The 14,687-nt window shown below is 66.6% G+C and carries 11 protein-coding genes; 4 read left to right on the top strand and 7 right to left on the bottom strand.

Annotated features, from left to right (window positions below):
- From E9536_RS18075 to E9536_RS18055, 5 genes are all read right to left on the bottom strand, one after another.
- Complete coding sequence (locus E9536_RS18075; RefSeq protein WP_027789729.1) at nucleotides 1–1,926, bottom strand: (Fe-S)-binding protein; 1,926 nt, start codon at nucleotides 1,924–1,926, stop codon at nucleotides 1–3.
- A gap of 3 nt (nucleotides 1,927–1,929) precedes the next feature.
- The gene (locus tag E9536_RS18070; RefSeq protein ID WP_136470325.1) at nucleotides 1,930–3,993 is read right to left on the bottom strand and encodes an NADH:flavin oxidoreductase; all 2,064 of its coding nucleotides are present in this window, start codon (nucleotides 3,991–3,993) and stop codon (nucleotides 1,930–1,932) included.
- A gap of 60 nt (nucleotides 3,994–4,053) precedes the next feature.
- Entirely contained in the window at nucleotides 4,054–4,587 is a 534-nt protein-coding gene (locus tag E9536_RS18065) for a DUF5943 domain-containing protein (protein ID WP_060086153.1), read from the bottom strand.
- 142 nt (nucleotides 4,588–4,729) lie between these two features.
- The gene (locus tag E9536_RS18060; RefSeq protein WP_027789731.1) at nucleotides 4,730–5,701 is read right to left on the bottom strand and encodes a dipeptidase; all 972 of its coding nucleotides are present in this window, start codon (nucleotides 5,699–5,701) and stop codon (nucleotides 4,730–4,732) included.
- Between the two features lie 31 nt (nucleotides 5,702–5,732).
- On the bottom strand, nucleotides 5,733–7,007 hold the full coding sequence (locus E9536_RS18055; protein ID WP_027789732.1) for a serine hydroxymethyltransferase: 1,275 nt from the start codon (nucleotides 7,005–7,007) through the stop codon (nucleotides 5,733–5,735).
- A gap of 445 nt (nucleotides 7,008–7,452) precedes the next feature.
- On the opposite strand from E9536_RS18055, the gene E9536_RS18050 reads away from it, so the two are divergent.
- Nucleotides 7,453–8,478 (top strand): GlxA family transcriptional regulator, encoded by a 1,026-nt coding sequence (locus tag E9536_RS18050; protein WP_027789733.1) that lies wholly within the window; start codon nucleotides 7,453–7,455, stop codon nucleotides 8,476–8,478.
- A gap of 59 nt (nucleotides 8,479–8,537) precedes the next feature.
- Here E9536_RS18050 and E9536_RS18045 read toward each other — a convergent pair whose 3' ends face one another.
- On the bottom strand, nucleotides 8,538–9,950 hold the full coding sequence (locus E9536_RS18045; RefSeq protein ID WP_060206640.1) for a discoidin domain-containing protein: 1,413 nt from the start codon (nucleotides 9,948–9,950) through the stop codon (nucleotides 8,538–8,540).
- 269 nt (nucleotides 9,951–10,219) lie between these two features.
- Between E9536_RS18045 and E9536_RS18040 the strand changes: the two genes are divergently transcribed.
- From E9536_RS18040 to E9536_RS18030, 3 genes are all read left to right on the top strand, one after another.
- The gene (locus tag E9536_RS18040) at nucleotides 10,220–11,641 is read left to right on the top strand and encodes a PLP-dependent aminotransferase family protein (protein ID WP_060173703.1); all 1,422 of its coding nucleotides are present in this window, start codon (nucleotides 10,220–10,222) and stop codon (nucleotides 11,639–11,641) included.
- 264 nt (nucleotides 11,642–11,905) lie between these two features.
- Nucleotides 11,906–12,673: a hypothetical protein gene (locus E9536_RS18035; RefSeq protein WP_136470324.1), complete on the top strand. Its 768-nt coding sequence runs from the start codon at nucleotides 11,906–11,908 to the stop codon at nucleotides 12,671–12,673.
- A 170-nt stretch (nucleotides 12,674–12,843) separates the two neighbouring features.
- On the top strand, nucleotides 12,844–13,731 hold the full coding sequence (locus E9536_RS18030) for a DMT family transporter (protein ID WP_136470323.1): 888 nt from the start codon (nucleotides 12,844–12,846) through the stop codon (nucleotides 13,729–13,731).
- Here the strand turns inward: E9536_RS18030 and E9536_RS18025 are convergent.
- Nucleotides 13,720–14,634 carry a LysR substrate-binding domain-containing protein gene (locus tag E9536_RS18025; protein ID WP_059698444.1) on the bottom strand — a complete coding sequence of 305 codons (915 nt, stop codon included), beginning with the start codon at nucleotides 14,632–14,634 and terminating at the stop codon, nucleotides 13,720–13,722. The two genes, E9536_RS18030 and E9536_RS18025, sit on opposite strands and share 12 nt — an antisense overlap.
- Between the last annotated feature and the right edge of the window lie 53 nt (nucleotides 14,635–14,687).

Here is a 14,687-nt window from a genome sequence, read left to right as displayed (position 1 = left end):
TCACTCCAGCGAGGCGGCGACGAGTTCGGCCACGTCGAGCACGTCGGGGCGCGGGCCCACGACGCCTTCGAGCATCGCCGTGCAGTTCGGGCATGCAACCGCGACCACGTCTGCGCCGATCGTGCGCGCGTCGGCGATGCGGATGTCGGGAATGCGCTGCTTGCCGGGGATGTCGGTCAGCGGCGCACCGCCGCCACCGCCGCAGCAGCGGCCGCGCATGCCGTTGCGCTCCATCTCGACGACCTGGATGCCGATCGTCTTCAGCAGCTTGCGCGGCGCTTCCGTCTCGCCGTTGTAGCGGCCGAGGTAGCACGGGTCGTGATACGTGGTGCGCTTCTCGCTCAATGCTTCGACGGCCTTCGGCGCGATCTTGCCGCTGTCGGCCAGTTCGGCGAGATACGTCGTGTGATGCTTGACCGTCACGCGCAGCCCGAGCGCACGGTATTCGTTGCGCAGGCTGTGCATCACGTGCGGGTCGGCCGTCACGATCTGCTTGTACGACAGCGTGCCGAGCGTGCCGATCAGGCGCTTCGCCATCTGCTGGAACGTCGCTTCGTCGCCGAGGCGGCGTGCGACGTCGCCCGTGTCGGTTTCGGTCGAGCCGAGCACCGCGTAGTCGACGCCCGCCTTGTTCAGCACCTTGACGAACGCGCGCAGCGTGCGCTGGTAGCGCATGTCGAACGCGCCCTCACCCGCGACGAACAGCACGTCGACCGGCTTGCCGGGCTGCGCGACGGGCGCGCTCAGGTCGACCGACCAGTCGTAGCGCGCGGCCGTGTCGTAGCCTCCCATCGTGCCCGTCTCGCGCAGGTTCGCGAGCACTTCCTGGCCCTTGCCGGGCACCGTGCCGTGCACCAGCGTGCGGTTGCGGCGCATGTCGACGATCGCGTCGACGTGTTCGATCAGCATCGGGCATTCCTGTACGCATGCGCGGCAGGTCGTGCACGACCACAGCGTCTGCTCTTCGATCAGGCCCGACACGATCGGGCCGTTCGGCTCGCCGCGATGCTGGCCGACCGCGAGGCCCGGCGAAGGACTGCCCGCGTATGCCGCATCGGTGCCGCCCGCCATCCCGACGACGAGATCCTGGATCAGCTTCTTCGGGTTCAGCGGCTGGCCCGACGCGAACGCGGGGCACGCGGCTTCGCACTTGCCGCACTGCACGCACGCGTCGAAGCTCAGCAGCTGGTTCCAGCGGAATTCGACCGGCTTCTCGACGCCGTACTCCTGATGCTCGATGTCCGGCAGCTTCAGCGCGGTCGGCGGCGTGGCCGTGCCGTTGCCCGTGAACGATTCACGGGTGGCCGCGAAGCGCTCCTGGCGCGGGTGGAAGGCAAGGTGCAGCAGGCCGGCGATCGCATGCTTCATCGGGCCGCCCTTCGCGGCGCCGACCGTCATCGTGAATGCGCCGACGCCGATCAGCAGCGCGCAGAGCACCGCGAACGCGCCCGACATCGCGCCGGTCGGCACCAGCATGAACAGCACGAGGCCGAGCGCGAACGAGCCGAGCAGCCAGGGCAGCGTATTCCACGGGCCTTTCGACAACCGTGCGGGCACGTCCTTCGCCGCGCGCCGGCGCCACACGAACACCGCACCGACCAGCATCGCGAGCGCCGCGAGGAAGATCAGCTTGTCGAGCCACGGCGAGTAGATCGCGAGGCCATAGTTGATGAACACCAGCGCGAGCGCGCCGATCGCGCCGCCGGCCGTCGCGACGTGGGTCTTCGCGATGTACGGATCGCGGGCGACCACGTGGTGCAGGTCGACGAAATAACGCTTCGGGATCGCGAACAGGTTCGCGACACCGAATGCGCCGGGCGCCGTGGCGCGGCCGAGCCGCCAGTAGGACGAACGCTTCGCGACCGCGAACGCGAGCCCCGCCACCGACAGCCACAACAGGGCGGTAATGAGGAAGGACGGGTTCATCTTTTAGAAATCCTTCACGAGACGCAGCGAGTCGTAGATCGCACCGTGGACGTTGTGCATCGAGATGCAGTCGCCGACACGGAACAGCAGGAAACGACCGTTGCCGAGTTCTTCCGACAGGCACGGCTGCGGCTCGGCCGCGAACAGCGTGTGCGGATCGATCTGGCCGCGGTTCACCGATTCCGGCTTGAGCTTCCAGTACAGCTCGTCGTTCGGCGACGAACCGTTCTCGATCACCACCTGGTCGACGGCGCGCTCTTCGAGTTCTTCCGTGTACTCGTTGCGCAGCACGGCGATCAGCTTGCCGTCCTCTTCATAGACGCGATCGAGCATCGTGTTCGGCGTCGGGATCACGCCGAACGCATACAGGCGGCGATAGAAGATCGGGAACGTCGTACCGCCGCAATCGTCGGCGACCTTCACGTCCGGCGTGACGACCTCGACCTTCGAGCCGCGGCTCGCCATGAAGTCGGCCACGCCCGCGCCGGCATGCGTGCTCACGCCGTCGAACAGCAGCACGTTCTGCTTCGGCTCGACCTTGCCGGTCAGGATGTCCCACGAGCTGACGGCGAGGCCCTCGGCCACGCCCCAGCCCGGCACCTGCCATGTGAAGCTCGACCCGCCCGTCGCGAGCACGACGATGTCCGGCTTCTCGGCCATGATCATCTTCTCGTCGGCGGCCACGCCGAGGCGGCGATCGACGCCGAGGCGCTTCGTTTCCATGTCGAACCAGCGGATGATCCCCGACATCTGTTCGCGCTGCGGCGCCTTCGCGGCGATCATCACCTGGCCGCCCACTTCGGCGTTCTTCTCGAACAGCACCACGTCGTGGCCGCGCAGCTTCGCGACACGCGCCGCCTCGAGGCCCGCCGGGCCCGCGCCGACCACCACGACCTTGCGCTTCGGGCCGCGCGACTTCTCGATGATGTGCGGCATCGTCGCTTCGCGCGACGTTGCGGCGTTTTGAATACACAGCACGTCGAGGCCGTTGTACTGGCGGTCGATGCAGTAGTTCGCGCCGACGCACTGCTTGATTTCGTCTTCACGACCGTCGCGGATCTTGATCACCATGTGCGGATCGGCGATCTGCGCGCGCGTCATGCCGACCAGGTCGATCATGCCGGTCGCAAGCAGGCGCTCGGCCTGACCCGCGTCGCGGATGCTCTGCGCGTGCATCACCGGAATCTTCACGACCGACTTGATGCCGGCCGCGAGGTGCACGAACGGCTCCGGCGGCAGTGCCATCGGCGGCATGCAGTTGGCGATCGTGTTGTGCGTATCGCCGCCCGAGCCGACCACGCTCAGGTAGTCGATCAGGCCCGTCTCCGACATCGCCTGCGCGATTTCCTTCAGCGCTTCGTGATCGAGGCCGTCCTCGTGGAATTCGTCGCCGCACATGCGCAGGCCGACGCAGAAATCCTTGCCGACCGCCTCGCGCACGGCCGTCAGCACCTCGATGCCGAAGCGCAGGCGGTTTTCCAGGCTGCCGCCCCATTCGTCGGTGCGGTGGTTCGAACGCTTGCTCCAGAACTGGTCGATCAGGTGCTGGTGGGCGGCCGAGATTTCGATGCCGTCCATGCCGGCCGCCTTCACGCGCTTCGCGGCCACCGCGAAATCGCCGATGATGCGGCGGATTTCCTCGATCTCGATGATCTTCGCATTGCCGCGGTGCACAGGTTCGCGCACGCCCGACGGCGACATCAGGTGCGGCCAGTGCTCGCCGTGGAACGACGAGCGGCGGCCCATGTGCGTCGCCTGGATCATGATCTTCGCGCCGTGCTTGTGCATCGTGTCGGCAAGACGCGTGAGCGGATCGATGATCTTGTCGGTCGACAGGTTCACCGATTTCCACCAGCCCTGCGGGCTGTCGATCGACACCGGGCTCGACCCGCCGCAGATCGCGAGGCCGACGCCACCCTTCGCCTTCTCTTCGTAGTAGCGGATATAGCGGTCGCCCGGCAGGCCGCCCGGCTCGGCATACACCTCCGCATGCGCGGTGCTGACGATCCGGTTGCGCAGCGTCAGCTGGTTCAGCTGCATGGGTTTGAACAGGTGGGGATAACGCATCGCTGGCGACCTCTGGCGTTCGAATGTCTCGTGTTGCGGGTGTTGTTCTGTAGCGGTGAATCAGTGCGCGATCGGCGACACTTCGAAGACGCAGTGGTCGTGATGCTCGGCCGCGCACTGCACTTCCTTCGATTGCGCACGCGGTGCGCCCTTGCCTTCCGGCGTCGTGTCGTTGACCCAGTCCATCGCGCCGGCGAACCAGCCCGCGAACATGTAGCAGAGCTTGCCTTCCTTGCCCGGCTGCTGGAGCACGAACGACGAGTGGCGCAGCTCGATCTTCGCGCGCGCGCCGGCCGGATCGGCCTCGATGATCGAGAACAGGCCCCAGCCGCGCTGCGACAGGCGCTTCAGGTAGTGCTCGAACACGGCCATGCCGGTCAGGCCGTGCAGCTTCGCTTCCTTGTCGCACCAGTGGTAAGCGGATTTGTAGCCGGCCTTGTAGAGGATCTCGGCATACGCTTCGACGCCGAGCGCTTCCTCGACCGCGACGTGGTTGTTCGTGAAGAAGTGACGCGGCACGTACAGCATCGGCAGCGCGTCGGTGGTCCAGACGCCGGTATCGGGATCGACGTTGATCGGCAGTTGCGGTTGCATCGTGGTGACTCCGTGAGGAAATGGGTCGCGCGGCTCAATGCGCGGGCGCGACATCGTCCGCGTGCCCGCGCGGCTTGCGCGGGCACGTCCCGATTTTTGTTGTTGAATCGCTGCGGGTGAGGCGGTCCGGCGTTCGCGGCGCTTACGCGCCCCACACGTCCTTGAACACGCGCACCCAGTTCTCGCCCATGATCTTGCGGATGCGCGACTCCTTCCAGCCGTGGCGTTCCATCGCGGCAGTCAGGTTCGGGAATTCGCCGATCGTGCGGATGCCGTCGGGGTTGATCACCTTGCCGAAGTTCGTCAGCTGGCGATAACGGCCCTTGTCATGCGTCAGCATGTCGAAGAATTCCTTCGCGTAGTCCTGCGTGAAATCCGTGCCGATGCCGACCGCGTCCTCGCCGATCAGGTTCACGACGTAGTCGATCGCCTCGATGTAGTCGTCGATGTTCGCCTCGATCCCGCGCTTCAGGAACGGCGCGAACATCGTCACGCCGACGAAGCCGCCCGCGTCGGCGATCTCCTTCAGCTGTTCGTCGCTCTTGTTGCGCGGATGCTCCTTCAGGCCCGACGGCAGGCAGTGCGAATAGCACACCGGCTTCTTCGAGAACGCGATCGCTTCCGACGACGTGTTGCCGCCCACATGCGACAGGTCGACCATGATGCCGACGCGGTTCATCTCGGTGATCACTTCGCGGCCGAAGTCCGACAGGCCGCCGTCACGCTCGTAGCAGCCGGTGCCGACCAGGTTCTGCGTGTTGTAGCAGAGCTGCACGACGCGCACGCCCATGTCGGCGAACGCCTCGATGTAGCCGATGTTGTCCTCGAACGCATGCGCGTTCTGGAAGCCGAGGATCACGCCGGTCTTGTCTTCCTTCTTCGCGCGGAAGATGTCTTCCGTCGTGCGCACCAGCGTCAGCAGTTCGCTGTTGTCGCGGATCTTCTTCTTCATCACGCCGATGTTGTCGACGGTCTTCGTGAAGTTCTCCCAGACCGACACCGTGCAGTTCGCGGCCGTGATGCCGCCGCGGCGCATGTCTTCGAACACCGGCTTCTCGAACTTCGAGATGTTCAGACCGTCGATGATGATGCTGTCTTGATGCAGCGTGCCCATGAGTGGCTCCAGTATTGTCGGGTCGGTCGGATCAGTAGATCGGGAAGCGTTCGCACAACGCGAAGATCTCGCGGCGCACGCGCTGTTCGGTGGCGTGGTCGCCTTCCGGGTTCGCGCGCAGCGCGTCGAACACTTCCAGGATCAGGCGGCCCACCTCGCGGAACTCCGCGACGCCGAAGCCGCGCGTCGTGCCGGCCGGCGTGCCGAGGCGGATGCCCGACGTGACTGTCGGCTTCTCGGTGTCGAACGGAATGCCGTTCTTGTTGCAGGTGATGCCCGCGCGCTCCAGCGCCTGTTCGACCGGCGCACCCTTCAGGCCCTTCGGGCGCAGGTCGACCAGCAGCAGGTGGTTGTCGGTGCCGCCGGTGACGAGATCGACGCCGCCCGCCTTCAGCACTTCGCCGAGCGCCTGGGCGTTCGCGAGCACGTTGTCGATGTAGGTCTTGAAGTCCGCATGCAGCACTTCGCCGAACGCCACCGCCTTGCCGGCGATCACGTGCATCAGCGGGCCGCCCTGCAGGCCGGGGAACACGGCCGAGTTGATCTTCTTCGCGATGTCCTCGTCGTTGGTCAGCACGAAGCCGCCGCGCGGGCCGCGCAGCGTCTTGTGGGTGGTCGACGTGACGACGTGCGCATGCTCGACCGGGTTCGCGTGGCGGCCCGCGGCGATCACGCCGGCGATGTGCGCCATGTCGACCATCAGCTTCGCGCCGACGCTGTCGGCGATCGCGCGGAAGCGCGCGAAGTCGAGCGCGCGCGGGTATGCCGAGAAGCCGGCGATGATCAGGTTCGGCTTGTGTTCGTGCGCGAGCGCTTCGACCTGGTCGTAGTCGATCAGCATCGTGTCGCGGTTCACGCCGTACTGGACCGCGTTGAACCACTTGCCCGACAGCGCCGGCTTCGCGCCGTGCGTCAGGTGGCCGCCGGCATCCAGCGACATGCCGAGGACCGTGTCACCCGGCTTGGCCAGCGCGAGCATGACCGACCCGTTCGCCTGCGCGCCCGAGTGCGGCTGCACGTTCGCATAACCGGCATTGAAGATCTTCTTGACGCGCTCGATCGCCAGCGCCTCGACTTCGTCCGCGAACTCGCAGCCACCGTAGTAGCGCTTGCCGGGATAACCTTCCGCGTACTTGTTGGTCAGCACCGAGCCCTGCGCCTCGAGCACGGCACGCGACACGATGTTTTCCGACGCGATCAGCTCGACCTGCGACTGCTGACGCTCGAGTTCCTTCAGGATGGCGCTGCGCACCGGCGCGTCGCGCTCGGCAAGGGACTGCGAGAAGAAAGGCTGGGTGTTCGACATAGTGCGTCCGTGACGAAGAATAAGGGGCTGAAACCGAAGCTCAAGGCCCGCCCTGCCTGGGTTTCCCGCTTGTCCCGTACAAGGCTGCCGACGGCTCTATTCTTGTCGTTCGGATTTTCGGCGGATTGATGAATTTAGACGCGTTCTTTGCCTTTTCCGCCATCCGCGTCCGTTTTATACAAGTGACCGGTCGTGCTTTTTCGGATGACCAAGCAAATCGCCGTCGACGGTTCACCTATGAACAGGCACGCCGGCGGTGCGATTGCCGCCCGGTCGGGGTGCACTGCATCACGAATACGGTGCAGTGCAGCATGCGGCTTTCAGCCATACAACGTATGGAGCTAGGGTTTAGCCGTATGGCACGCTTGTTGCGCTGGCTCACACAATACCGCAGCCCGATCCGTGCCCCGGGCCTATAGCTATTAGAGATTTCAGGAAGCTCCCCATGTCCCCCGACCGCACAGCGTCGCTGTCCCACTTCGCGTTCATGCCGTTACCGAATTTCACGATGATCGCGTTCACCAATGCGATCGAGGTGCTTCGGATGGCGAACTACCTGAGCGGCCAGCCGCTCTACCGCTGGTCGGTCATCAGCCCGGAAGGCGGCCCGGTCACCGCGAGCAACGGCCTGACGGTCGATACGGGCCCGGCCGAATGCGTGGGGCAGCCCGACATCGTGTTCGTGTGCGGCGGCGTCGACGTGCAACGCGCGACCACGCCCGCCCATCTGTCGACGCTGCGCCGCTTCGCACGCGCGGGCATCCCGCTCGGCAGCCTGTGCACGGGCACCTATGCGCTCGCGAAGTCGGGGCTGCTCGCCGGCTACGCATGCGCGATCCACTGGGAGAACATGTCGGCGCTGAAGGAGGAGTTTCCGGATACGCGCTTCCTGAAGGAACTGTTCGTGATCGACCGCGACCGCATCACGTGCACGGGCGGCGTCGCGCCGCTCGACATGATGCTGAACCTGATCGCCGCGCGCGTGGGCACCGCGCGCGTCACGCAGATCGCCGAGCAGTTCATCGTCGAACACGTGCGCGACACGAGCGCGCAGCAACGCATGCCGCTCGTCGCGCGCCTCGGCTCGGCGAACAAGTCGCTGTTCGAAGTGATCTCGCTGATGGAGAACAACATCGAGGAGCCGCTGTCGCGCGAGGAGCTCGCGCGGCTCGCGAACATGTCGCAGCGGCAACTGCAGCGCCTGTTCCGCGAACACCTCGGCATGACGCCGACGCACTACTACCTGACGCTGCGGCTGCGCCGCGCGCGCGAACTGCTGCTGCAGACCGACATGTCGATCATGCACATCACGATGGCGTGCGGATTCCAGTCGGCGTGCCATTTCAGCAAGAGCTATCGCGACGCGTTCGGCGTCGCGCCGACAAGGGAGCGTCGCAAGCAGGTCGCGCCGCTCGCGCAAGGCGCGGCGAGCGCCGGCCCCGCCTTCCCGGCGCATGTGCTGCATGCGTGAGCGTCGCTGTGATCGACGCATGAAAAAAACGGCCTCGAAGGCCGTTTTTTCTTTTGCGCTTACGATCCCCACACCTGCATTTCGTAGAGCGAGTATCCCCACTGCGTCGCGCGCTTCGTGCCGAGCATCCGCACGTAACGACCGCTGCCGTTGAGATTCGGCAGCGTGACGTGGGTATATGAACCGCCGTTGCTCGTCGAATAGATCGTCGTCCAGTTGGCGTTGTCGTTCGACGTCTGGATCTGATAAGCGAGCGCGCCCGCATCCCAGTACAGATCGACGTGATCGATGCGCTTCACCGCGCCGAGATCCACGGAGATCCATTGCGAACCGACACCGGCGCCTTCCGGCGAATCCCAGCGCGTGCCCGTGGTGTTGCCGTCGAACGCCTTGTCCGGCGTGAGCGACGCGTTGTAGCTCGCCGACGCAGCGGCCGGATGCCCCTGCGACAGCAGCACCGGCTGCGCGGCGGCCGGGCCGCCGTAATAGCTCGCCCCGAGCTTGGCCTTCGTCGTGTCGGCATTCACGCCGAACTGCGACAGGCTCCAGCGCTGGCCGGTCGTCACGTCACCGACGTAGAGCTGATAACCGCCCGCCGTCGTCGACGAGAAGAACACGTAGTTCGTGCCGTTCACCGGTGCCGGATCCGAGTTGTTGCTCACGCAGTCGTTGATCGGCAACGCGTTCGGCGTCGACGCCGGGTCCGCGGTCTTCGTATAGATCTGGTCGGCCTGGCCGCTGTCTTTCCAGCGCGCGTAGAACACCATGCCGTCCGCACGCACGATCGGGTAGTACGTCTGCAGCCCGGCCGGATTGTCGAACGTCGCGGTCGCGCCGGTCGCGAGCGTGCGCTTCATCAGCCCCATGTTCGCGCCGGTGCCCGTCGCGTAGTACACGGCGCTCGAATCGGGCGCGAGATACGGCATCGAATACTCGGCGCCGGCCGGCGCGTTCGTCAGGCTCACGACCGACGTGAACGCCGGGCCCGCGCTCGTGTACGACAGCGTCGCCTGCTTGACGTCGCCGTTCTGCTTGAACACGAGCGTCTTGCCGTCGGCGCTGAACTTCGGATCCTCGTTGCGCGTGGCGCCCGTGCTGTTCGTGAGGTTGACGGGCGGCGTGCCGGCGCCGAGCTGCAGCATGAACACGTTCCATGCGCCGTTGCTGATGCCCATGAACGCGAGCCACTTGCCGTCGGGGCTGAACACGCCGTTCATCGGATCGGTGATACCCCACGTGCTCTTGCTCAGTTGCGTCAGCGTATGGGCCGAGAAGTCGTAGAGGAACAGCTGGCTCGTGCCGTCGCCGTACTTCACGTAGCTGTGGTAGACGAGCTTGCCGGTCAGTGCGGCGGGGAACGTCGCGTTCGGCTGGGCGGCGGGATTGCTGATGCAGGCGGCCGTTGCGATGCCGCTCGACAGGTTGAGGGCGATGCCGGCCACGAGGCCGGCGACGAGAGTCTTCAATTTCACGCTGAATGATTCCGGGCAAGGTTGTGACGCCGCAGAAAAGGTCCCGCGCAGGATGTGCGCGGGCCTGGAATCCGCCGTCGGGCAGCGTCGATTCCGGTCGGTCGGACATCGGGAACGCAGATTGCTCGAGAGCATGCCGGCTTGTCAGACGAAAGAAAAGAATCAGAGCCCGGCAAAAACATGCGGATCAGCAATTGGGGGCGCGCTTGCACGCGACGGGTGCCGTGCTACTCTTTTTCGGCAAGGCCCCGATCGGGCGGAGGGCTGGCATGAAGCGATACGCTGTGCTCGCACGAACGATCGCCGACGCAATCCACCGCGGCGACCTGCCGCCCGGTGCGCGCATCCCCACCGTGCGCATGGCCTGCCGCGTGTATGGCGTGAGCCCGTCCACCGTGTTTCGCGCGTACTACGCGCTCGAAGGCGAGGGTCTGATCGTCGCGCGGGCCCGATCCGGTTATTTCGTTGCGAACCTCGAAGACAAGCGCGTGCGGTTCGCCCACGATCCGCCGCGCAAGCCGGCCGCCGAACCAACCGGCGACGACGATGTGCTGTTCCGCCTGCTCGACTCGCTCAAACGCGACGAGATTGTTCCGCTCGGCTCGGCCTTCGCCAGTTATTCCCTGTTCCCGATGAGCAGCCTGTGGCGCGCGATGGCGTCGGCGGCCCGCAACATGGATCGCACGGCGCTGCTGTCCGGCTTGCCGCCCGGCTACGACACGCTGCGCCGCCAGATCGCGCTGCGCTACCTGAACGCAGGCGCGGCGTTGCCGATGGACGAGATCGTCATCACGACCGGCGCGCTCGACGCGCTGACGCTCAGCCTGCAGGCACTGACCCGCCCGGGCGATATCGTCGCGATCGAGCGACCGGCATTCCACGCGGCCCTCGAGGCCGTGCAGCGCCTGCACCTGAAGGCCGTCGAGATTCCGGTCGACCCGCGCACCGGCCTCGATCTCGATGCGCTCGAAACGGCGCTCGATACGCATCCGGTGCGGGCATGCTGGTTCATGACGTCGTTCCACAACCCGACCGGCGCGACGCTGACCGACGAGCGCAAACGCGAGCTGATCGACCTGCTCACGGCGCGCGGCGTGCCGCTGATCGAGGATGACGTCTACGGCGAGCTGCATTTCGGAACGGCACCCACGCGCCCCGCCAAACTGTATGACGACAGCGGGCTCGTCCTGCATTGCGGTTCGTTCTCGAAATGCCTCGCACCCGGGTTCCGGATCGGCTGGGTCGCGGCCGGACGCTACGTGCGGCAGATCCGTCAGGCTAAAGGCGCGAGCGCGCCGGCGGCCGACGTGCCCGCGCAGATGGCGATTTCGAACTACCTGCGCGACGGTGCGTACGACCGCTTCCTGCGCAAGCTGCGCCGCAATCTCGCCGCGCACCAGGCGCAGATGCTGGCGGCCGTGCAGACGTATTTTCCGGACGGCACCGAAGTGTTCGCGCCGCACGGCGGGTATTTCCTGTGGATCGAACTGCCGCCGCGCGTCGATGCGATGCACCTGTTCGACGATGCGATGGAAAACGGCGTCAGCATCGCGCCGGGGCCGATCTTTTCCGCAACCGGCGGATTCCGCCGCTATCTTCGGCTCAATTACGGCCGGCCGTGGACACCGGCCGTCGAGCACGCGATGGAGACCATCGGGACGCTCGCGGCCCGGCAGCGGCAGGACGGATAGCACGAAACGTGCACGTCGCGATGCTCCTTTTTGCGCATTGCGTTTCACACGCAGGCGACCAAGAATGAAGCGGAAGGTAACCGCGGAAGAACGTGCTCCGCTCACCCGACGTCACGGAGAATCCCATGAGCACCGCATGTGCACGACCGTCGACGATGCACGCGCCGCCGGATTCCGGCACGGGCCGATCGGTTGCCTTGCAGGAAAGCGTCATGTCGACCGGCGAACGTTCGCCTCGTTGACGGCGCCTGCCCGCTTCCGGCGATGCGAGTCCTGCCCAATCGGACGTTCCGCGCACGCGACGACTGGCGCGCGATCCTGAACGCGCGAGCCGACGCGCGGCGCACTGCCGGCTGCCGCTGCAGGGAATGCGGCTTCGTGGCCTTCCGCGCGCTCGAGCATTGCCCCGTGTGCGGCCAGTGGAACTGGCCGTTCGATCCGGTTCGCCGCACGCCGGACGACGCGCATACCATGCACGCGGTGCAGCGCTTCGATACGTGGTCGTCGCGCGTCGCGCGGACGCTTCGCAACGCGGCGTTCCGGCGGCCGCGCGCATCGAGCGCGCCGATCCTGAGCATCCTGACGCTCGTGCTGCTGGTCGGCGGCTACGTGATGGTCGACCGGACGTGCAATGCCGATCCGGTCTGTCGCGGCTCGAACATATCGGGCGCGACGGCGAGCGATGCGGGTGCGTACGTGTCGAACGATCCCGTGCTGCCGGTCCTGCCGGCGCCCGCCTATCCGTTTCATTCGACTGATGGAACCCAGGTGGCGGCCGCGCGACAGCGCAGCCCGGATGGCGGCGAAGCCGCCCAGACCACAGTCGCGCGGGCCGCGCCGGCCATCCGTGCACCCGATCGGCCGCATGCCGCCACCACGGTTCGGGTCGCCGACCCGAAAGCCGGTCGCAATGCCGCGCATCGCGCCCGCACATTCCACCGAGTGAGCGCACACACCCCACACACCGCGCGTGCGCGACGCACCACCACCGCCAGCAATACACAACTCGCCCAGCTCTATCGCGGCCACTGAGCGCGCACGCGCCGTCCGTGCGCACGCTTGCGTCGATTCATTTTTCTAAACCGCCCCTCGCAAAACCTCGTTTGCGCCGCGACGCACGCGTGACATTCAATGGATCATTCGCCCGCGCCGGCGCGTATCGCGTTCCGGCTACTCACCCGATCCACCGAACGGAGTCGTCGATGAATGCACTACAGCTCGTGACCCTTGCTGCCATCTGGGGCGCGTCCTTCCTGTTCATGCGCATGGGTGCACCGGAATTCGGCGTGGTCCCGCTGATCGCGCTGCGCGTCGCGATCGCGGCCGTGCTGTTGTCGCCGGTGCTGCGCAACGCGCAGGCGCGACAGGAATTCCGCTCGCACGTCGTGCCGCTGTTCGTCGTCGGCATCGCGAACTCGGCGCTGCCGTTCTGCCTGCTGACCTACGCGGCGCTGTTCGTGACGGCCGGCACCGATTCGATCCTGAATGCGACGACACCGTTGTGGACCGCGATCGTCGCATTCGCATGGCTGCGTACACCGCTGACGAAACCCCAGGCGATCGGCCTCGCGCTGGGCTTTGCCGGTGTCGTCGTGCTCGCCGGCTCCGCGGTCGGCGCCGGCACGCCCGGCGCACCGCGCGCGATCGCCGCCGCGATGCTCGCGACGCTGTCGTACGGGTTCGCCGCGCATTACTCGAAGCGCAAGCTGGCGAATGTCAGGCCGTTCGTGTCGGCGTTCGGCAGCCAGGTGTTCGCGGCGGTCGCGCTCGTGCCGCTCGCGCTGCCGATGTGGCCGCACGGCCCCGTTCACGCGTCCGCGTGGATCGCGGTGGTGCTGCTCGGCGCGATCTGCACGGCCGTCGCCTACCTGCTGTATTTCGGGCTGATCCGCAATGCGGGCGCGCAATATGCGGCGTCGGTCACGTTCCTGATCCCGATCTTCGGTGTCGTATGGGGCGCGATCTTCCTGCACGAGACGATCACCGCGCAGACGGTCGCCGGGTGCGCGATCATCCTGCTCGGCACCGCGCTCGCGACCGGCAAGCTCAAGGGACTCGCGGCCGCCGCCGTGCGCGGGTCACGCCAGTAGATCGCGCGGGCCGTCGTCGCCACCGCCGATCTCGCTCGCGAGCCAGTCGCGGAACGCGGCGATCTTCCATTCGTGCCGGCGCGCTTCGCTGCACACGACGTAATAGGACAGTTCGGTCGGCCAGGGCCGCGCGAGCACGCGCACCAGCCGGCCGGCCGCGACTTCGTCCCGCGCGTAGATGTCGCGCACCAGCGCCATGCCCTGCCCGGCGACCGCCGCCTTGATCAGCAGCGCATCCTCGCTGAAGCTCGCGCCGCGCGGCGCACGGGCATCCTCGATTCCCTGCGCGCGCAGCCACAGCGCCCAGTCGGCGCGGTCCGCGTCCTGCAGCAGCGGATACGACAGGCAGTCGGCCGGCGTGGCGATCGGGCGGGCGGGATCGAGCAGTTGCGGGCTGCAGACGGGCCACAGCTCGGGTGTCCAGATGCGGAACGATGCATGCCCGGGATAATGGCCCAACCCGTGCCGGATCGCGACGTCGACATAGTCGCGACGCAGGTCGACCAGTTGCGCGCGCGTTTCGACGGTGATTTCGATTTCGGGGTATGCGGCATTGAACGCGCCGAGGCGCTGCACGAGCCACGTGTTCGCGAAGGAGGCGGTGGTCGTCACGGCGAGGCGGACGATGCGCCGATTGGCACCGTGCACGTTCGCCCACGCGGCCTCGATCTCGTTGAAGCCGCCGGCGAGCTGATCGAACAGCGCGCGACCCGTGCCGGTCAGCTCGAGCTCGCGGCCGGTGCGCTCGAACAGGCGCACGGCAAGGCGATCCTCGAGATTGCGGACGTGCTGGCTGACGGCGCCCGGCGAAATGCAGAGCTGGTCGGCCGCCTGCTTCATGCTGGCGCAGCGCGCCACTTCGACGAACGTGTGCAACGCGGCGAGGGGAAGTGACTTGGCCATTCGTGGATTTGGCGCCGGGCGGCCGCGATGGAGTCGGGAACGGGCGACGATTA

Origin of the sequence: Burkholderia sp. LS-044 (assembly GCF_004803625.1) — a bacterium.
GTDB lineage: Bacteria > Pseudomonadota > Gammaproteobacteria > Burkholderiales > Burkholderiaceae > Burkholderia > Burkholderia cepacia.
The sequence above is the reverse complement of the archived record's forward strand: the minus strand, read 5'-3'. Positions and strand labels throughout refer to the sequence as shown.

Excerpts from the sequence above, each read along its gene's own strand:
- E9536_RS18075 (WP_027789729.1), bottom strand. The coding sequence starts at position 1,926 with ATGAACCCGTCCTTCCTCATTACCGCCCTGTTGTGGCTGTCGGTGGCG.
- E9536_RS18035 (WP_136470324.1), top strand. The coding sequence starts at position 11,906 with ATGCGAGTCCTGCCCAATCGGACGTTCCGCGCACGCGACGACTGGCGC.
- E9536_RS18065 (WP_060086153.1), bottom strand. The coding sequence starts at position 4,587 with ATGCAACCGCAACTGCCGATCAACGTCGATCCCGATACCGGCGTCTGG.
- E9536_RS18025 (WP_059698444.1), bottom strand. The coding sequence starts at position 14,634 with ATGGCCAAGTCACTTCCCCTCGCCGCGTTGCACACGTTCGTCGAAGTG.
- E9536_RS18030 (WP_136470323.1), top strand. The coding sequence starts at position 12,844 with ATGAATGCACTACAGCTCGTGACCCTTGCTGCCATCTGGGGCGCGTCC.
- E9536_RS18050 (WP_027789733.1), top strand. The coding sequence starts at position 7,453 with ATGTCCCCCGACCGCACAGCGTCGCTGTCCCACTTCGCGTTCATGCCG.
- E9536_RS18060 (WP_027789731.1), bottom strand. The coding sequence starts at position 5,701 with ATGGGCACGCTGCATCAAGACAGCATCATCATCGACGGTCTGAACATC.
- E9536_RS18055 (WP_027789732.1), bottom strand. The coding sequence starts at position 7,007 with ATGTCGAACACCCAGCCTTTCTTCTCGCAGTCCCTTGCCGAGCGCGAC.
- E9536_RS18070 (WP_136470325.1), bottom strand. The coding sequence starts at position 3,993 with ATGCGTTATCCCCACCTGTTCAAACCCATGCAGCTGAACCAGCTGACG.
- E9536_RS18040 (WP_060173703.1), top strand. The coding sequence starts at position 10,220 with ATGAAGCGATACGCTGTGCTCGCACGAACGATCGCCGACGCAATCCAC.